At 65.8% G+C, this 17,744-nt stretch carries 16 protein-coding genes and 1 tRNA gene; 6 read left to right on the top strand and 11 right to left on the bottom strand.

The features are described from left to right. Positions 1 to 11: 11 nt before the first annotated feature. On the top strand, positions 12 to 890 hold the full coding sequence (locus M1D40_RS09495; protein WP_341393144.1) for a PAC2 family protein: 879 nt from the start codon (positions 12 to 14) through the stop codon (positions 888 to 890). Positions 891 to 898: 8 nt separating this feature from the next. Here the strand turns inward: M1D40_RS09495 and mshC are convergent, their stop codons facing one another. From mshC to M1D40_RS09510, 3 genes are all read right to left on the bottom strand, one after another. Continuing rightward, positions 899 to 2,179, bottom strand: a complete 1,281-nt coding sequence (mshC, locus tag M1D40_RS09500; RefSeq protein ID WP_461168670.1) for a cysteine--1-D-myo-inosityl 2-amino-2-deoxy-alpha-D-glucopyranoside ligase — start codon at positions 2,177 to 2,179, stop codon at positions 899 to 901. Positions 2,180 to 2,202: 23 nt separating this feature from the next. Continuing rightward, positions 2,203 to 3,027 carry an undecaprenyl-diphosphate phosphatase gene (locus tag M1D40_RS09505; RefSeq protein WP_341393146.1) on the bottom strand — a complete coding sequence of 275 codons (825 nt, stop codon included), beginning with the start codon at positions 3,025 to 3,027 and terminating at the stop codon, positions 2,203 to 2,205. A gap of 153 nt (positions 3,028 to 3,180) precedes the next feature. Further along, positions 3,181 to 3,453 carry a hypothetical protein gene (locus M1D40_RS09510; RefSeq protein WP_341393147.1) on the bottom strand — a complete coding sequence of 91 codons (273 nt, stop codon included), beginning with the start codon at positions 3,451 to 3,453 and terminating at the stop codon, positions 3,181 to 3,183. Between the two features lie 41 nt (positions 3,454 to 3,494). Here M1D40_RS09510 and M1D40_RS09515 point away from each other — a divergent pair, with 41 nt between their 5' ends. Then, complete coding sequence (locus M1D40_RS09515) at positions 3,495 to 3,728, top strand: DUF5703 family protein (protein ID WP_341393148.1); 234 nt, start codon at positions 3,495 to 3,497, stop codon at positions 3,726 to 3,728. A gap of 39 nt (positions 3,729 to 3,767) precedes the next feature. Here the strand turns inward: M1D40_RS09515 and M1D40_RS09520 are convergent, their stop codons facing one another. Both M1D40_RS09520 and M1D40_RS09525 read right to left on the bottom strand, forming a co-directional pair. Continuing rightward, positions 3,768 to 4,925, bottom strand: coding sequence for an acyl-CoA dehydrogenase family protein (locus M1D40_RS09520; protein ID WP_461168671.1), 1,158 nt, complete (start codon positions 4,923 to 4,925; stop codon positions 3,768 to 3,770). Between the two features lie 12 nt (positions 4,926 to 4,937). Beyond that, entirely contained in the window at positions 4,938 to 6,257 is a 1,320-nt protein-coding gene (locus tag M1D40_RS09525) for a M20/M25/M40 family metallo-hydrolase (RefSeq protein ID WP_341393150.1), read from the bottom strand. Between the two features lie 147 nt (positions 6,258 to 6,404). On the opposite strand from M1D40_RS09525, the gene M1D40_RS09530 reads away from it, so the two are divergent. The 4 genes from M1D40_RS09530 (at position 6,405) to M1D40_RS09545 (ending at position 9,943) form a co-directional block, all read left to right on the top strand. Then, positions 6,405 to 6,487, top strand: a tRNA-Leu gene (locus tag M1D40_RS09530). Between the two features lie 109 nt (positions 6,488 to 6,596). After that, on the top strand, positions 6,597 to 7,904 hold the full coding sequence (locus M1D40_RS09535; protein WP_341393151.1) for a hemolysin family protein: 1,308 nt from the start codon (positions 6,597 to 6,599) through the stop codon (positions 7,902 to 7,904). Between the two features lie 184 nt (positions 7,905 to 8,088). After that, positions 8,089 to 9,495: an APC family permease gene (locus M1D40_RS09540; protein WP_341393152.1), complete on the top strand. Its 1,407-nt coding sequence runs from the start codon at positions 8,089 to 8,091 to the stop codon at positions 9,493 to 9,495. 43 nt (positions 9,496 to 9,538) lie between these two features. After that, on the top strand, positions 9,539 to 9,943 hold the full coding sequence (locus tag M1D40_RS09545) for a universal stress protein (RefSeq protein WP_341393153.1): 405 nt from the start codon (positions 9,539 to 9,541) through the stop codon (positions 9,941 to 9,943). Between the two features lie 115 nt (positions 9,944 to 10,058). On the opposite strand, the gene mmsB is transcribed toward M1D40_RS09545, so the two are convergent. The 6 genes from mmsB to M1D40_RS09575 form a co-directional block, all read right to left on the bottom strand. Next, a complete protein-coding gene (gene mmsB / locus M1D40_RS09550; RefSeq protein ID WP_341393154.1) occupies positions 10,059 to 11,306 on the bottom strand; it encodes a multiple monosaccharide ABC transporter permease in 1,248 nt (415 codons plus the stop codon). Continuing rightward, positions 11,303 to 12,844 (bottom strand): multiple monosaccharide ABC transporter ATP-binding protein, encoded by a 1,542-nt coding sequence (mmsA, locus tag M1D40_RS09555; RefSeq protein WP_461171041.1) that lies wholly within the window; start codon positions 12,842 to 12,844, stop codon positions 11,303 to 11,305. The genes mmsB and mmsA overlap by 4 nt, the downstream gene beginning before the upstream one ends. 97 nt (positions 12,845 to 12,941) lie before the next feature. Beyond that, positions 12,942 to 14,072 carry a multiple monosaccharide ABC transporter substrate-binding protein gene (gene chvE, locus M1D40_RS09560; protein ID WP_341393156.1) on the bottom strand — a complete coding sequence of 377 codons (1,131 nt, stop codon included), beginning with the start codon at positions 14,070 to 14,072 and terminating at the stop codon, positions 12,942 to 12,944. Between the two features lie 204 nt (positions 14,073 to 14,276). Beyond that, positions 14,277 to 15,512, bottom strand: coding sequence for a kynureninase (locus M1D40_RS09565; protein WP_461168672.1), 1,236 nt, complete (start codon positions 15,510 to 15,512; stop codon positions 14,277 to 14,279). Between the two features lie 27 nt (positions 15,513 to 15,539). Beyond that, positions 15,540 to 16,406: a MaoC/PaaZ C-terminal domain-containing protein gene (locus M1D40_RS09570; protein WP_461168673.1), complete on the bottom strand. Its 867-nt coding sequence runs from the start codon at positions 16,404 to 16,406 to the stop codon at positions 15,540 to 15,542. Beyond that, positions 16,403 to 17,743 (bottom strand): 3-oxoacyl-ACP reductase, encoded by a 1,341-nt coding sequence (locus M1D40_RS09575; protein ID WP_461168674.1) that lies wholly within the window; start codon positions 17,741 to 17,743, stop codon positions 16,403 to 16,405. Before M1D40_RS09575 ends, M1D40_RS09570 begins: the two co-directional genes overlap by 4 nt. Position 17,744 lies beyond the last annotated feature (1 nt).

Below are 17,744 nucleotides of genomic sequence, written 5' to 3' on the forward strand. Positions count from 1 at the left end.
ATGGTGAGTCTGTGAGCAATACCGACAAAACCCCGCCCCTTGGACTCCAGGATTTTTTCGGCGGTTCCCAGGAACGCACCACGGTGATGCTGGCCGCCTTCGAAGGATGGAACGACGCCGGAGAGGCCGCCAGCGACGCCGTGAAGTTCCTCAGCATGTTCTGGGAAAGCGAAAAGATCGCCAGCCTGAACGCCGATGAATATTACGACTTCCAGTTCACCCGGCCGGTCATTGAACGGCTCGCGTCCGGAGAGCGAAGGATCAAATGGCCCACCACCCGCATTTCCCGGGCGGAAGTGCCGGGCAGCAACCTGGACATCATCTTCGTTTCGGGAGTTGAACCCTCCTATAAGTGGCGTGCCTACACGGCGGAGCTGATTGCGCTTGCCAAGGAGCTGGGCGTGGACTGCATTGTCCTGGCCGGCGCACTGCTCGCGGACGTGCCGCACACCCGCCCCATTCCGGTGACGGTCACCTGCGAGGACAGCGACCTGCGGGATGACCTGAAGGTGGAGTCCTCGCACTACGAGGGGCCGATCGGAATTGTGGGGGTGCTTGCCGAAATGGCGGGGCTCGCCGACATCCCCGCCGTATCCCTGTGGGCGGCGGTCCCCCACTATGTGGGCCATTCACCCTCGCCCAAGGCCCAGCTGTCGCTGCTGCACCGCATCGAGGAGCTTCTGCAGGCTCCGCTGGACACCAGGCTGCTGACGGATGAAGCGGATGCCTGGGAACGCGGCGTCGACGAACTCGCCACTGAGGATCCCGAAATTGCTGCATATGTGCGGCAGCTCGAAGAAGCCAAAGACACCGCGGAGCTGCCCGAGGCCAGCGGGGAGTCGATCGCCCGCGAGTTTGAACGCTACCTCAAACGCCGCAGGCGCGACTAGGGCTGCTGCTAGAGGCGGATTCCGAGCAAGGCGTCGACGGTCGATCCGGCGAGATCAGCCGCGGCGCTGTCCCGGTCTGCGGCAGGAGCCTCAAGGGCTGAAGCGGCCCAGGCATCGACCGCAGCCAGAGCTGCCGGTGCGTCCAGGTCGCGGGCCAGGGCTGTCCGCACGTCGGTCAGCATCTGCTCAGCCTGCGCGTGACCGGTGACGGGAAGTGCCTGCCGCCAGAGGGACAGACGCTCCTCGGCCGCGGTCAGCTGTTCGCCTGTCCAGAACCAGTCGGTGCGGTAGTGGTGGCTCAGCAGGACAGCGCGGATCGCGGCCGGATCGGTGCCGCGGGCCCGCAGGCTGGACACCAGCACGAGGTTGCCCAGGGACTTGCTCATCTTTTCGCCGTCCAGGCCCACCATTCCGGCGTGGGCGTAGTGGCGGGCCAGCGGGGTTCCGGTGCAGGCATAGGCATGCCCCGCGCTCATCTCATGGTGCGGGAAGACCAGGTCCGAGCCGCCGGCCTGCACGGTGAAGGGTGCCGGCAGGAACCGCTGGGCGATAACGGAACACTCAATGTGCCACCCGGGACGGCCGGATCCCAGCGAGGCGCCGTCCCAGAACGGCTCCCCGGCGCGTTCGACGCGCCACAGCAGCGGATCCAGGGCGTTGCGCTTGCCGGGACGCAGCGGGTCCCCGCCGCGTTCGGCGAAGAGCGGCAGCATCTGTTCCGGGCTGAGCCCGGACACTGCACCGAGCTGCCAGGCGTCATCACCGGCAGCCAGGCCCGAAGCCGCGTCGACGGAGAAGTAGACGTCGCCGTCGGGTTCGCTGCCCTCGCCGGGCACGCGGTAGGCAATGCCGCGGCGCAGGAGGTCCTCCACTACCGGCACAATCCACTCGATGGACTCCACGGCGCCCACGTAGTGGTCCGGCGCGATGACGTTCAGGGCTTCCATGTCATCACGGAACAGCTGTGTCTGCTCCTGCGCCAGAGCCCGCCAGTCCAGGCCCCGGTCATTGGCCCGCTCCAGGAGCGGATCGTCGATGTCCGTGACGTTCTGCACATAGCGGACCTCGTTGCCCGAATCCCGCCACTGCCGGTTCAGGAGGTCAAAGGCCACATAGGTGGAGGCGTGCCCCATATGCGTGGCGTCATAGGGAGTGATGCCGCAGACATACAGGCTGGCAGCACCATCCGTTCGCACGGGAACAGTCCGGCGCAGGGCCGAATCGTAGAGGGCCAGTTCCGGGGATTTACCGGGCAGGACGGGCAGGGGGGAGCTTTTCCACGCAATCACAGGTTCAACTCTACTTTCCGTTGCTAGGCATTCAGCACGCCAAAGCCCAGAAGCAGGTAAATCACGACTCCGAGGAGGATGCGGTACCAGACAAAGAGGCCGTAACCGCGGGTCGAGACATATTTCAGGAACCATCCGATGATGATGAAGCCCACAACAAACGCAACCAGGGTGGCGCCGGCGGTTTCCCAGCCGCCGTACACCATGGGCTCATCCAGTGACTTCACCAGCTGGAAGAGCCCGCTGCCGAAGACGGCGGGGATGGCCAGGAGGAAGGCGTAGCGGGCGGCGGCCTCCCTGGTGTAGCCCATAAACAGCCCGGCGGTGATGGTTCCGCCGGAACGGCTGACACCGGGAATCAGTGCCAGCGCCTGCGCGAAGCCGTACAGGATGCCGTGCTTGTAGGTGAGCTTGTCCAGCGTGCGCTGCTGCTTGCCCACGGCGTCGGCCACCGCAAGGATGATGCCGAAGACGATCAGCATGGTTGCCACGATCCAGAGGCTGCGGAAGGTGCTTTCGATCTGGTCCTGGAACAGCAGGCCCAGCACCACGATCGGCAGCGTGCCGATAATGATCAGCCAGCCCATGCGTGCGTCGGGATCGCTGCGCGGAACACGTCCGGCCAGCGACCCGATCCAGGCCTTCACGATCCGGACGATGTCCTTCCAGAAGTAGACCGCCACCGCGGTTTCCGTGCCGAGCTGGGTGATCGCGGTGAACGCGGCACCCGGATCCTGGGCACCGGGCAGCAGCTCACCGACTATCCGCAGATGGGCGCTGGAAGAGATGGGGAGAAATTCAGTCAAGCCCTGAATAAGGCCAAGGAAGAGCGCTTCAAACCAATTCACAAGATAGAACTCTAGGCCACGACCGGCGGCCCGCCGTGCGGGGCCGCCCCGGGCAGCTTCACGATGCGTCGCAGGTCACAGCCGCAGGAGGAGTGCTGCACGGCCCTTTGGACCGGACTTTTCCCGCGTGGACCGCCGTTCCGGCGGGGTGTTCTACGTCCCGGGCTGAACGCCCGAGGACTGTTCTTCGTCGTCGGCGAACTCGCCGTCGAACTCCTCGTCGTCGTCTTCGTAGATTTCCAGCGGCGTGACCTCGCCGTACGCGTCGTAGAGGACTTCTTCGTAGACCTCAAAGGCATCCGCCACCGCCAGATAGGCTGTCTCAACCAGCGGGTCCTTGTCCCCGCGGCGCTGGGAAGCGGCCGTCAGGTGCTCTTCGAGGGCAGCCATGAGTGATTGGAGCGCGACGTGCGGATCTATGCTCATGCCCTAGACGTTAGCGGTAAAGCAGGCAAAATTGGAGGGATATGCGCGAACAAATTCTTCGGCCCGGCCTGCGCCGGCCAGACGAGAACTTCCGGGACTACGAGTATCTCGTGGTCTCCGTTAACCCCGGCGATTCAGTCTCCGAGGCCCGGCGGCTCATCAGGGAGCACGCCGAGTACGGCAAATGGGAGCTGCACCGCAGCTGCATTTACCGCGGCGGCGGCAGGCGCTTCTGGCTGCGCCGGCGCGTCATGCGGGTCCAGCGCACGGCCTGACGCAGCGCAGAAGCCTGAGGCTCGGTCTTTGTCCGGAACTCAGTCTTTGTCCGGAACCGGGCCCAGCCAGGCGTTGGCCACCGAAACGTGGACCGAGTCCTCGCTGGACGGATGGAACATGCCGGCCAGGACGTCCCGGTACAGGCGTTCCAGCTCCGCCCCGCGGAAGTAGCTTTTGCCTCCGGATACCCGGACGGCCGTTTCAACAACGGACCGGGCAGTTTCGGTGGCCCGGTACTTCAGCGAGGACAGCCGGGGGAACCAGAGGTTGCCGTGGTCGGTGCCGGCCTCCAGGTCACGTGCGATCGCCTCGAGCTGCGGGTGGATGCCGTCCATCCGGATGGCGGCATCGGCGACCTTCCACCGGGTATGGGGATCGTGGGCCGCAGGGCTGCCTCCCGCCGTCGTCCGTCCCTGCGCCGCTTCCACCGCCAGTTCGACGGCGCGGTCCCCCACCCCGGTGTAGACGGCCGAGAGCAGCGTTTCGAAAAGGCTGAAGATGCCGAAAACGAAGGCATCCCGGTGCGGACCCACCGGTGTGGTGCGCACCAGCCGGTCGGCCGCTACCACCGCGTTGTCCAGGACGGTGGTGCAGGACTGGCTCGCGCGCATGCCCATGGTGTTCCAGTCATCCTTGACCGTGATGCCTTCGGTTCCCCGCGGGGCAAAACCGAAGACCAGCCGCGGCTCCTCCGGATCGGAGTCGTCGCGGCCGAAGATGCCCAGCCTGGTCCACGCCGGAGACAGGCTGGTGAAGATTTTCGTTCCCGTGAAGGCATACGAGCCGTCGCCCTGCGGCCGGGCGTCCGTGAAGGAATCGAAGAGGACGGCCGCGTTGCCCGGCTCCGAGATCCCGAACGCATACAGCTCACCCCGGGCGGCGTCGTCCAGCACGAATGCCAGGGAGTCGTCGCCGCGAAGGGACAACAGGTGCGCAACCCCGCACCAGACCTGGTGCATGTTCACGGCCAGCGCCGTGGCGGGAGCCGCCGTCGCCAGCAGCCGCTGGGCCTGGACCACCTGGGGAATGCCGAAGCCGGCTCCTCCCGCAGCAGTGGGTGCAAAGAGGGCGAGGTAGCCGGCGGCGCGAAGGTCTTCGAGGTCCTCCGTAAAGAAGGTGTTGTCGCGGTCGTACCCGGCGGCGCGGTTGCGCAGGCGGTCCAGGAGCTCGGGCGTGAGGATGTCGGCGGGATTCACGGCGGCGTCCTCCTAGTATCCGGTCAGCAGGCGGGAGAGCACCCGGGTGCCGAACTTCAGCGAATCGACCGGGACCCGCTCGTCCACGCCGTGGAACATGCCGGTGAAGTCCAGCTCCTCGGGCAGGCGCAGCGGGGCGAACCCGTATCCGGTGATGCCCAGGCGGCTCAGGGACTTGTTGTCGGTGCCGCCCGAGAGCGTGTAGGGCAGGACGGGCGCGCCCGGGTCCTCCGCCTGCAGGGCGCCGACCATGGAATCCACCAGGTTGCCCTTGAAGGGCACCTCCAGCGAGACGTCCTTGTGCTCATAGCTGACGTCGACGCCGGGCCCGGCCAGATCCTTGATGACGGCGAGGACCTGCTCTTCCTGTCCGGGAAGGGTGCGGACGTCAATGAGGGCTTCGGCGGTGCCCGGAATGACATTGTGCTTGTAGCCGGCCTTGAGGACCGTCGGATTGGCGGTGTTCTGCAGCGTCGCCCCCACGAAACGGGCTACGGTGCCCAGCTCGGCCAGAAGCCGCTCCGGGTTATCAGGATCGAACTCGACGCCGGTCAGTTCCGTGACGCCGTCCAGGAAGGCGCGTGTCGTGTCGGTGAGTTCGATCGGCCAGGGGTATTCCCCGATGGTGGCGACGGCGCGGGCGAGGCGGCTCACCGCGTTGTCGGTGTTGATCTGTGAACCGTGGCCGGCGCGGCCGTGGGCAACGAGACGCAGCCAGGAGATGCCTTTTTCAGCGGTCTGCAGCAGGTAGGTGCGCTTACCGCCGATCGTGGCGGAAAAGCCGCCCACTTCGGAAATGGCTTCAGTGGCGCCGTCGAAAAGCTCGCGGCGGTTTTCCACCGCCCAGGTTGCTCCGTACTTGCCGCCTGCCTCCTCGTCGGCGAAGAACGCGAAGATGAGGTCCCGCTTGGGCTTGGTCCCCGTGCGCGCCATGCTGCGCATGACCGAGAGGATCATCGCGTCCATGTCCTTCATGTCGACGGCGCCGCGTCCCCAGATCAGCCCGTCCCGCTCTTCTCCGCTGAAGGGGTCCACCGACCAGTCCTGCTTTTGGGCGGGAACGACGTCGAGGTGGCCGTGCACCACGAGCGCCGGGAGGCTCGGGTCGGAGCCCTCCATGCGGGTGACGACCGATGCCCGGCCGGGCGCGGATTCGAAGAGGTCGGCGTGCAGTCCGGCTTCTTCGATCAGGCCCGCAGTGTATTCGGCGGCGGCCCGTTCACCCGGACCCGATCCGTCGCCGAAGTTGGAGGTGTCAAAGCGGATCAGTTCCCGGCAGATCCGGGCCACTTCGTTTTCTGCGGTTTGCTCGGACGCAGCAGTCTCAGACATGGTTTCTCCTTCGGATGGCTTGCTGCCAGCCTAGCCACCGGACGGCTGACCAGCACCGATTTACGGTCCGGGCCAAAACCGTGTTAGAGTTTTTCCCGTTGCTTCCGCAGCTTTTGAACGACTGAAGGCCTTGCGGAAAACACCCAGGCGCGGGTGGCGGAATGGCAGACGCGCTAGCTTGAGGTGCTAGTCCTCTAACGAGGGTGGGGGTTCAAGTCCCCCTCCGCGCACAATATCTACCCCTCGGGATCTTCGGATTCCGGGGGGTATTTTTGTGTCCCGGCGGGCTGCCGCGAGCCGCCCATGTGATGTTCCACACCTCCCCGGTACTCTCTGTCTATGGACGGCACCACACTCCTTAATTTGCTGCTCGTGGTTTTTTTCGTCCTGCTCGGGGGAATCTTCGCCGGAACCGAAATGGCGCTGGTCTCACTTCGCGAGAGTCAGATCAGGAAGATCGAGGACTCCGGAGCGGGCGGCCGGAAGATCGCGGAGCTGGCCCGGAACCCCAACCTCTTTCTCTCGTCCATCCAGATAGGCGTCACCCTCTGCGGATTCTTCTCCGCTGCCTACGGTGCGTCCGCGCTGGCGCCGGCGGTCACCCCCGCGCTGCGCGCCCTCGGTATTCCGCCGCCCGCCGCGGACGCGGCCGCCTTCATCCTGATGACCCTCGCCGTCGCCTACTTGTCCCTGGTCCTCGGCGAACTGGTGCCCAAACGGCTCGCCATGCAGAACGCCGAGGGCTTTACGCGGCTCCTGGCCCCGCCCCTGAACGTGTTCGCCGTCGTCATGCGGCCGGTGATTCGGCTGCTTTCGGTCTCCACGGATGCTGTGGTCCGGCTCCTCGGCGGTGATCCCAAGGTAAAGACGCCGCCGGTGACATCCCAGGAGCTGTGGGACATGGTGGCGGCCAGCCCGGTGCTGGCCGAGGACAGCCGCCGGATCCTCTCGGACGTGTTCGGGGCGGGGAACCGGCTGCTTCAGGAGGTGATGCGCCCGCGGCCCCAGGTGCAGTTCCTTTCCGCGGACCTCACCGTAGCCGAGGCCCGCGCTGCGGTGCACACGCTGCCGTATTCGCGGTATCCGGTCATCGGGGACTCCCCCGACGATGTCCTGGGCTTCATCCACGTCCGGGATCTCCTGCGCGGTGGCGACGACGGCGGAACCGGGCCCGAACGGCGGCTCGGTGACATTGTCCGTCCCATCCTGTTCCTTCCCGGCACTGCAGCGGTGGTGCCTTCCCTGTCCAGGATGCGCCGCGACGGCAGCCACATTGCCGTCGTGGCCGATGAGTACGGCGGAACGGACGGCATTGTGACCCTGGAGGATCTCGTGGAGGAACTGGTCGGGGAGATCTACGACGAATACGACACGTCGCGGGATCCCGAGGACCTGCACCGGCGCGTCCGGGGCGATCTGGTGGTTGACGGAGCACTGATTCTGCAGGAATTCGAACGGCTGACCGGCATAAACCTGCCGGAAGGCTTATATGAAACCGTCGGCGGATACATTATGGAGCGGTTGGGACGCATTGCCCGTCCGGGAGACATTGTCGCCGCTCCGGGGTGCGAACTGGAGGTGCTCAGCGTTCAGCGCCGCCGCATCGGCGCCGTGCGCGTCATTCGTTCCGCTGATCCCGAGCACTGATTCCTTTCGTCGTGTTCTGCCTCCGGGAGGAGGACGGGGTTCTGTGCGCAGACAGGCGTCAAGTCCCGTAACATTGCTTTGCCCCTTAATGGCGCAGAGAATACCGGGCAGCGGGCCGTGACCGATTTTCCCCGGTACACGTCCCGGGCCGCAGTGCAGATATACAGAAAGCAGGAAACCAGCCATGGGCGATACAAAAATCAGCTCCGGGGAACCCGAACTCAAGCGGGTGATGGGGACCAAGCTTTTGCTGCTCTTCATCGTCGGCGACATTCTCGGCACCGGAGTCTATGCCCTGACCGGCCAGGTAGCCGGCGAAATCGGCGGTGCCGCCTGGGCGCCCATCCTGATCGCGTTCGGCGTTGCCACCATTACCGCTTTGTCCTATCTGGAACTGGTGACCAAGTTTCCGCAGGCCGCAGGTGCCGCCCTTTACGCACACAAGGCTTTCGGCATTCACTTCGTGACGTTCCTGGTGACTTTTGCGGTGCTGAGTTCGGGAATCACCTCCGCTTCGACTGCCGCCAAGTTCCTGGCCGAGAACTTCATTGTCGGGTTCAACCTGGAGTGGGGACAGACCGGCGTCACCTGGGTGGCCGTCATCTTCATGCTGGTCCTCGCGGTGATTAACCTCCGCGGAGTTGGCGAGAGCATCAAGTTCAACGTGGTCCTGACGATTATCGAACTGACCGGCCTCCTGATTGTCATCCTCATCGGCTTCTGGGCCATGAGCCAGGGCAATGTAGATTTCTCCCGCGTCATGGTGTTCGAAACCGAAGAGAACAAGAGCGTTTTCCTGGCCCTGACAGCCGCCACCTCGCTGGCGTTCTTCTCCATGGTGGGCTTTGAGGACTCGGTTAACATGGCCGAAGAAACCCGGGATCCCGCCAAGATCTTCCCGAAGGTCATGCTGACCGGGCTGAGCATCACGCTGATTGTCTACCTGCTGGTGTCCATTGCCGCCGTGGCCATTGTGCCCGTCGGCCAGCTCTCCGCAAGTGCAACCCCCCTGCTCGAGGTTGTCCGGGCCGGAGCACCCAACCTGCCGGTTGATGTTATTTACCCGTTCCTGTCCATTTTTGCGGTGGCCAACACCGCCCTGATCAACATGCTCATGGCCAGCCGCCTGCTCTACGGCATGGCCAAGCAGGACGTCCTGCCCCGTTCGCTCTCCAAGGTTCTTCCCGGGCGCCGCACGCCGTGGGCCTCGATCATCTTCACCACCGCCATCGCGCTGGGACTGATTATCATCGTCACCAACTTCATGGGCAAGGACACCGTCGCGGCCCTGGGCGGGACCACGGCACTGCTGCTGCTGGCAGTGTTTACCGTGGTGAACGTTGCCTGCCTGGTGCTGCGCCGCACCCCGCACGAGGGCAAGCACTTCCGCTCCCCCGGGTTCCTCCCGTACGTCGGTGTCTTCACCTGCGCCTTCCTGCTGGGCCCGTGGGCGCAGGACCCGATCGAATACCGCATTGCCGGCCTGCTGCTGCTGCTGGGCCTGGTGCTGTGGGTGCTGACCTGGTTCTGGAACCGGGCAGTGCGCGCCAAGAAGACGCGCTTCACAGATGCCGAAGAACTCCGGGGCTAGGCCCTTTTCCGCCCCGCTTTTCCATCCCTAGGTCAGGAGCACCATGAGTATTGTCGTCGGATTTCTTCCCACCCCCGAGGGGATGGCGGCGCTGGACGCCGCCCGCCGGGAGGCCAGTGCCCGTTCAGCGCAGCTGGTCATCGTGAACGTGGCGTTCCCCCGCCACGGCCTGCACCACCAGGAGCAGGAAGAAGCCAACAACGCCGCGCTTGAAAAGCTTGAAGCAGAGCTGCGCTCAGCAGGGACTTCCTACAAGCTGGTTCATCCGGTGGGCGATTACGATCCCGCCGAAGAGATCCTCAAGGCTGCCGAAGGTTCCGGCGTCGAGCTGATTGTCCTGGGGCTGCGGCGCCGCACCCCGGTAGGCAAGATGCTGCTGGGCAGCACCGCGCAGCGGGTTCTGCTCCAGTCCGACTGCCCGGTCCTGGCCGTCAAGGCCAACGACTAGCCTCAGGCAGCACCTGCGCAGAACGCCAAAGTGGCCGGCACCCGATGACGGGTGCCGGCCACTTTGTCGTTTCCGAAGGGTTCCTGCTCTGCAGGTTCCCGCTTACAGCCGTCCGCTACGTAATGGAGGCGGCTCCGCGGCGCTTGTTGAACACGTCGAAGGCCACGGCTGCCAGGAGCACCAGCCCCTTGATCAGCTGCTGGTATTCGGTGCCCACGCCCATGATGGACATGCCGTTGTTCAGGATGCCGATGATCAGCCCGCCGATGATGGCTCCGGTGACCCGGCCGATGCCCCCGGTCACTGCGGCTCCGCCGATAAAGACGGCGGCAATCGCATCGAGTTCAAAGCCCTCGCCGGCCTTGGGGCTGGCCAGGTTCAGCTGCGCGGTAAAGACCAGACCGGCCAGCGCGGCCAGGACACCCATGTTGATGAAAACGGTGAACGTGGTCCGCTTGGTGTTGATGCCGGAGAGGTCCGCGGCGTGCAGGTTCCCGCCCATGGCGTAGATGTGGCGTCCCCAGACGCTGCGGTTCATGACGGCGGAGTAACCGACCGTCAGCAGCCCCAGGATGACCAGGACAATGGGAGTGCCGCGGTAGCTGGCGAGCAGGTACGTGATGAACAGGAGCAGGCCGGCAGTGAAGACGAGCTTGGCGGCGAACCAGAGGATCGGCTCGTCGACCAGCTGGTGGCGGCGGCGGATCATCCGCTGGCGGATGCCCGAGCCGACCAGGGCTGCGGCCGAAAGGACGCCGATGATGACTGTCAGCGGCTCCAGGAAACTGGTTCCTCCGCCGAGGTCAGGCAGGAATCCGCTGCCCAGGTCGCGGAACTTGTCCGGGAAGGGCGAGATCTGCTGGTTCTGCAGGACAATCTGGGTCAGTCCGCGGAAGGTCAGCATGCCCGCCAGCGTGACGATGAACGCCGGGATCCCGAAGTAGGCGATCCAGAAACCCTGCCAGGCTCCGACGGCGGCGCCGAGGACCAGGCACAGGACGGCGGCGAGCCACCAGGGCAACCCCCACTGCGTGATCATGACGCCGGCGGCTGCACCGGTGAAGGCGACGACGGAGCCGACCGAAAGGTCGATGTGTCCGGCGATGATCACCAGGACCATGCCGACGGCGAGGATCAGGATGTAGCTGTTCTGGATGATCAGGTTCGAGACGTTGATCGGTGCCAGGGTGATCCCGTTGGTGGCGATCTGAAAGAAGATGATGATGGCGATCAGGGCGATGAACAGCCCCACCTGGCGCAGCTGCCCGGTCAGGTAGTTCAGGGCGGTGCCGACAATCCCTGCCGGACGTTCCTTCGGTGCGGGGGCGCCGGTGGACGGCCCCTTATCGGTGAGAGTGCTCATTGGCGTTCCTTGTCTGTCGCGTCGGCAGGAGTCCTGGCGTCGCGGGTCATGTACTGCATGAGGTATTCGGCGCTGGCTTTTTCCCGCGGGACGTCTGCGGTGATGCGGCCTTCGGCCAGGGTGTAGATGCGGTCGCAGATTCCCAGCAGCTCCGGCAGCTCGGAGGAGATCACGATGACCGCCTTACCCTGGTCCGCCAGTTCATTGATGATGGTGTAGATCTCGTACTTGGCGCCGATGTCGATCCCGCGGGTGGGCTCGTCGAGAATCAGCACGTCGGGATTGGTGTGGATCCATTTGGACAGCACCACCTTCTGCTGGTTTCCGCCGGAGAGCTTTCCGGTCAGGGCCAGCACCGAGGGTGCCTTGATGTTCATGCTGGTCCGGTACTTTTCCGCCGTCAGGTGTTCCCGGTACGGGTCCACCCAGCCGCGGACGGAGAGCCTGTTCAGGCTGGAAACGGAGATGTTGCGGCGAATGTCCTCAATGAGGTTCAGCCCGTACCGCTTGCGGTCCTCCGTGGCATAGGCCAGTCCGTGCGCGATGGCCTGGCCGACGTTCTTCATGGTGATCTCGCGGCCGTTCTTGTACACGCGGCCGCTGATGTTGTGGCCGTAGCTGCGGCCGAAGACGCTCATGGCCAGTTCGGTGCGCCCGGCTCCCATCAGCCCGGCGATCCCTACGATTTCGCCCGCCCGCACGTTCAGGTTGGCGTTGGTGACAACCTTGCGGGAGCGGTCCAGCGGGTGATGCACCGTCCAGTCCTCGATGCGCAGCACTTCCTCGCCGATGACCGGGGTGTGCTCCGGGTAACGGCTGTCGAGGTCGCGGCCCACCATGCCGCGGATGATGCGCTCCTCGGAAATTTCGTCCGCCTGCATGCCCAGCGTCTCGATGGTGCGTCCGTCGCGGATGATGGTGACGGCGTCGGCGATCGACTTAATCTCGTTGAGTTTGTGGCTGATGATGATGCAGGTGATGCCGTCCCGGCGCAGGTCCTTGATCAGCCCGAGCAGGTGCTCGGAGTCTTCATCGTTCAGGGCGGCCGTGGGCTCGTCGAGGATCAGGAGTTTGACCCGCTTGGACAGGGCCTTGGCGATTTCCACCAGCTGCTGCTTGCCCACGCCGATGTCCTGGATTCTGGTGGCGGGATTCTCGGCCAGGCCCACCCGTTCCAGGAGCTTCCCGGCTTCGAGGTTGGTGCGGTGCCAGTCGATGAAACCGCCCCTGGCCTGTTCGTTGCCCAGATAGATGTTCTCCGCAATGGAGAGGAACGGGCTCAGTGCCAGTTCCTGGTGGATGATCACCACACCGGCGGCCTCGGAATCCTTGATGTCCTTGTACTCCTGGAGCTCGCCCTCCAGGTAGATCCCGCCCTCATAGGTGCCGGCCGGGTAGACCCCGGAGAGGACCTTCATCAGGGTGGATTTCCCGGCGCCGTTTTCTCCGCAGATGGCGTGCACGGTGCCCTGGCGGACCTCCAGGGAGACGTCCTGGAGTGCCTTGACCCCGGGGAACGACTTGGTGATTCCCCGCATGGAAAGAATATTCGCGTTCACGTTCATGTCCTTGCCGGCGGCGCCCCGCCGGCAGCCGCGTACGGCTGCCGGCGGGGAACACCGCGGTGGTAGGGAGTTACTTGAGGTCGGAGGCCTCGTAGTAACCGCTGTCGACGAGGACTTCCTCGTAGTTGTCCTTGGTGACCACCATCGGGTCCAGCAGGTAGGTCGGGACGATCTTGACGTTGTTGTCGTACGTCTCCGTGTCGTTCACCTCGGGGTCTTCGCCCTTGAGCACGGCGTCAACCATCGCCACGGTCTGCTCGCCCAGCGCCCGGGTGTCCTTGAAGATGGTGGAGTACTGCTGGTTGTCCATGATGGACTTCACCGAGGCGGCCTCGGCGTCCTGGCCCGTGATGACCGGCAGGGCATCGGCGGAGTAGCCGGATCCGGTGAGGGCGGAGATGATGCCCAGCGAGATGCCGTCGTACGGGGACAGCACGCCGTCGACCTTTTCGCCGCCCGAGTAGGTGCTGGCGATCAGGTTCTGCATGCGCTTCTGGGCGGTGGCCGGGTCCCAGCGCAGAGTCGCGATCTGCGTGAAGCCGGTCTGTCCGCTCTGGACCACGAGGGTGCCCTTGTCGATGTAAGGCTGCAGGGTGTCCATGGCGCCGTCGTAGAAGAAGTTGGCGTTGTTGTCGTCCGGGCTGCCGGCGAAGAGTTCAATGTTCTTCGGTTCGGTGGCACCGGTGTCCTTGCCCTCGGCGTCGAGGATGCCCAGGCCGGTCAGCAGCGAGGTGGCCTGCTGGACCCCCACGGTGTAGTTGTCGAAGGTCGTGTAGTAGTCCACGTTTTCGTTGCCCGTGATCAGTCGGTCGTAAGCGATGACCTTGATGCCGGCAGCTGCTGCGTTGTCCAGCTGGTCACTCAGCGCGGTGCCGTCGATGGCGGCGATAACCAGGACCTTGGCGCCCTTGGTGATCATGTTGGAGACCTGCTGGACCTGGGTGGGAATGTCGTCGTCGGCGTATTCCAGCGTGGTGTCGTACCCGAGGTCTTCGAGCTCGGCCTTGATGGAGTCGCCGTCCTTGATCCAGCGCTCGGAAGTCTTGGTGGGCATTGCGATGCCCACCAGCGCACCTGCGTTGTCGCCGGACTCGGCGGAATCGGAATCAGCGCCGCCGCGGCCCGAGCCGGAGCCGCAGCCTGCAACGGAGACGGCCAGGATACCGGCAGTCACGCTGAGAAGGAGTTTACGGATTTTCACGAAGGAGCCCTTTCGGTGGACATCTTTGTCTAGCGGAGAAACTGCCGGTCCGCGCGCGCTGTGCCGCCCCGCCGCGCACCGGCAAGATCGAGGGTGAGAAGTGCATCACATAGCCATGTGAGCGCTAACATTATGGCTCCTGCCGCATGCCGGTTGTCAATTCCGCGACCTCCCGAGACCGGGAGGCCGCGTTCCGGGCCCGAGCTAGCGCAGCAGTTCCGCGCGAATCGCGGCCACCCCGGTCAGCGTTTCTTCGAAAGAGGTGGACAGCGGTGACAGGCCCAGCCTGATTCCCGACGGGTTCCGGTAGTCGGGGATGACCCCCTGTTTCCAGAGTTCGGCGGTGACGGCCTTGAACGCCGGATGGTCAACGGTGATGTGGCTGCCGCGTCTCTGCGGCTGGCGCGGGGACGCCACGACGACGCCGTGCGGCACCAGCAGGGCGTCCACCGCGGCCAGGGCGAACTCGGTGAGCGCCTCCGACTTTGCCCGGACGGCTCCGATCCCGGCCTCGGCGATCAGGGAGACCATGTCCTGCACGGGGAGCATTCCGAGCACCGGGGGCGTGCCGGAGACCAGCCGGCGGATCCCGGGGGCCGGAGTGTAGCCCTGGGCCATGCCGAAGGGGTCCGAGCTCCCCAGCCAGCCCTGGATCGGCTGGGAGAAATCCTCCTGGTGGCGGCGGGCCACGTAAGCCCAGGCGGGCGCGCCGGGGCCGCCGTTGAGGTACTTGTAGCTGCAGCCTGCGGCGTAGTCCACGCCCCAGGCATCAAGCTCCGCCGGAACCGCGCCGGCGGAGTGGCACAGGTCCCACAGCACCAGTCCCCCGGCGTCGTGCACCGCCTTGGTAACGGCGGGAACATCGGCAAGAAAGCCCGAGCGGTAGGCCACATGGCTGAAGACGGCCAGGGCAGTCTCCGGTCCCGCGGCGGCGGCCACGGCCTCGGGGGTGATGCCGCCGTCGTAGTCGGCCGGAACCCAGCGCAGCGTCAGCCCGCACTCCTGCGCAATGCCCTCCATGACGTACCGGTCGGTGGGGAAGTTATCCGCATCCAGGAGGATTTCCGTCCGCCCGGGCCGGGCCGCAGCGGCAGCCCGGCCCAGCTTGTACAGCAGGACAGTCGTCGAGTCCGCCACGATGCACTGCCCGGCGGCGGCTCCCAGCGCCACCGCGCCCAGCTCGTCGCCGAGCCGCTGCGGCAGCTCGAGCCACTGCTCGTCCCAGCCGCGGATGAGCCTGCCGCCCCACTGCTGCCGGACAAAGTCCTGCAGGTGCTCAGCGGTGGCGCGCAGGGGACGGCCCAGCGAGTTGCCGTCCAGGTACGCACTCACCCCCTCGGCTTCCAGGAAGCGTTCCCGGAAGCCCGCCAGCGGGTCCGCTGCGTCCAGGTTCCGGGCGGTGACCAGCAAGGGGTCCAGCAACGTGTCCAGTTCAGTCATGTGGGCACCCTAACAGCCGCTGAGGGCCTACTCCGGCAGCGCCCGCACGGCGCCGGCGAAGTGGCGGCGAAGGGAACGCTGGTTCCAGCCCACAAACGTGGAGCCCGAATACCCGTCCTCCCCCTCCGTGTCCGAAATTGACAGCGACACGGCAGCCGGCAGGAACACCGGGGAGTCGAAGTCGATGGACCACTCGTAGGGCTCCTGCCGGTTCTGTACGATGTCGGCAACCACCCGCGAGGCCAGATACATGCCGTGTGCCAGTGACCGTTTCTGGCCCAGCGCCTTGGCCGATAGCCGGCTGAGGTGGATGGGGTTGAAATCGGCCCCCAGGCGCCACAGCGCGGTGGGCTGGGGAGGCACGAAGTCGGGACGGGGCGCGCGGGCATCGGGCCGGTCAAAACGCGGCAGGAAGACACCCTTGGCCAGGTAGGTGGACCGTCCGCGCCACACGACGGTGCCTCCCGCGCTGACCTCCGCGACCAGCTCCACGGAAGTGCCGGCGCGGTGCCCCGCCAGGTTCTCCGCCCAGGCGGTGACGGTGAGCGGTTCGGTGTAGTGGATCGGCCTCAGATGCTCCGTGTTGTTCCGCAGATGCACCATCCCCAGCAGCGGCAGCGGAAAGTCGTCCCTGGACATCAGGCTCATGGCCACCGGAAAGGCAAACGTGTGCACAAACCCGGAGGGCAGGTAGTCGGAGGCACTGTGCTGCACCAGCCGCTGGAAGTCCGCCAGCCGTTCCAGGTCGACCCGGGCATCGAGCACCGTGTGGCGGGCGGCAGGAAGCGTCTGCGGTGCCTGCGCGGAGGAAAGCCGCGCCTTGGCCGCCGAGCCGAGGGCGCCGACATAGAGCTTTCCCAGCGTGGGGATCTCGGTGAGCTGGGTGTCGGTCATGCCCCCACCATGTTCTGTCCGCAGACCCGGACAACCTGTCCGTTCACCCCGGCGGCCGCATCCGAAGCCAGGAAGGAAATGGTCTCGGCGACGTCGACAGACAGTCCGCCCTGCTGCAGGCTGCTCAGGCGGCGGGCCACCTGGCGGGTCAGGGCCGGAATTGCCGCGGTCATGTCGGTTTCAATAAAACCGGGCGCGACGGCGTTGATGGACCCGCCGCGCGGTGCCATCAGCGGCGCCGTTGCCCGGACCATGCCGATGACTCCGCCCTTGGATGCTGCGTAGTTGGTCTGGCCGCGGTTGCCGGCGATGCCGCTGGTGGAAGCCAGCGAAACGATCCGCCCCTCGGCGCTGAAGGTGTCCGAGGCGAGCAGGGTCCGGTTCATCTTCAGCTGGGAGGCGATATTGACGGCAATGACGGACTGCCACCGGGATTCATCCATGTTCGCCAGCAGCTTGTCGCGGGTGATGCCGGCGTTGTGGATGACGATGTCCAGGTGCCCGTAGCGTTCCTTGGCGTGGGCCAGGATGCGGTCGGCGGCGTCGTCGCGGGTGATGTCCACCTGCAGGGCGGTGCCGGAAATCTCGTTGGCGACCCGGGCGAGCTGCTCGCCCGCTGCAGGTACGTCGACCACAATCACGGTGGCGCCGTCGCGGTGCAGGATCCTGGCGATCGCGGCGCCGATCCCCCGTGCCGCACCGGTCACTACGGCCACCTTGCCCGCCAGCGGCGCGTTCCAGTCCGCCGGCAGCGAGCCGGCGTCGGAGCCGACGGTGATGAACTGTCCGCTGACGTAGGCGCTCTTGCCCGACAGCAGGAACCGCAGCGCCGCCGCCGCGCCCGGAGCCGTGGCCTGCACTCCGTTGGCCAGGACAATGCCGTTAGCCGTGGCACCGCCGCGCAGTTCGTGGGCGATGGAACGGAGCAGACCGTCCACTCCCTGCCGTGCCGCAGCAGCCTCGGGCTCCTGTGCCTCGGCTGCGGGGCGGGACACCGTGACGACGCGTCCGCCCGGGGCGAGGTCGCGCAGGGCCGCACCCGCGGCCAGGGTTGCGTCCCCCAGGTCCTCCGGGGCCGCTGCGGCATCAAGGACCAGCAGGATCGCTCCGAGCTTCTCCTTGGGGGTGGCGTGCCTGCGGACGTCCTGGTCCCAGCCCAGCAGCAGCTGGGAGAGCGCGTCCGCTGCTTCGCCCTTGCCCAGGACCAGGACGGGTCCGGGGACCAGGGGCTTGGCCGGATCGAAGCGCCGCAGGATCGACGGGCGCGGCAGTCCCAGCTTCTTGGCGATTTCCTTGGTGATGCCGGTGTTCACGAGGTTCAGGTACGCGTCATTCATG

The sequence above is a fragment of the Arthrobacter sp. Z1-15 genome, assembly GCF_054792395.1.

What these genes read in the sequence shown, in the direction of transcription:
- M1D40_RS09570 (WP_461168673.1), bottom strand. Translation starts at nt 16,406, where the DNA reads ATGACCGACACCCAGCTCACCGAGATCCCCACGCTGGGAAAGCTCTAT.
- mmsB (WP_341393154.1), bottom strand. Translation starts at nt 11,306, where the DNA reads ATGAGCACTCTCACCGATAAGGGGCCGTCCACCGGCGCCCCCGCACCG.
- M1D40_RS09510 (WP_341393147.1), bottom strand. Translation starts at nt 3,453, where the DNA reads ATGAGCATAGATCCGCACGTCGCGCTCCAATCACTCATGGCTGCCCTC.
- M1D40_RS09575 (WP_461168674.1), bottom strand. Translation starts at nt 17,743, where the DNA reads ATGAATGACGCGTACCTGAACCTCGTGAACACCGGCATCACCAAGGAA.
- M1D40_RS09525 (WP_341393150.1), bottom strand. Translation starts at nt 6,257, where the DNA reads ATGTCTGAGACTGCTGCGTCCGAGCAAACCGCAGAAAACGAAGTGGCC.
- M1D40_RS09540 (WP_341393152.1), top strand. Translation starts at nt 8,089, where the DNA reads ATGGGCGATACAAAAATCAGCTCCGGGGAACCCGAACTCAAGCGGGTG.
- M1D40_RS09545 (WP_341393153.1), top strand. Translation starts at nt 9,539, where the DNA reads ATGAGTATTGTCGTCGGATTTCTTCCCACCCCCGAGGGGATGGCGGCG.
- M1D40_RS09515 (WP_341393148.1), top strand. Translation starts at nt 3,495, where the DNA reads ATGCGCGAACAAATTCTTCGGCCCGGCCTGCGCCGGCCAGACGAGAAC.
- M1D40_RS09535 (WP_341393151.1), top strand. Translation starts at nt 6,597, where the DNA reads ATGGACGGCACCACACTCCTTAATTTGCTGCTCGTGGTTTTTTTCGTC.
- mmsA (WP_461171041.1), bottom strand. Translation starts at nt 12,844, where the DNA reads ATGCGGGGAATCACCAAGTCGTTCCCCGGGGTCAAGGCACTCCAGGAC.
- M1D40_RS09565 (WP_461168672.1), bottom strand. Translation starts at nt 15,512, where the DNA reads ATGACTGAACTGGACACGTTGCTGGACCCCTTGCTGGTCACCGCCCGG.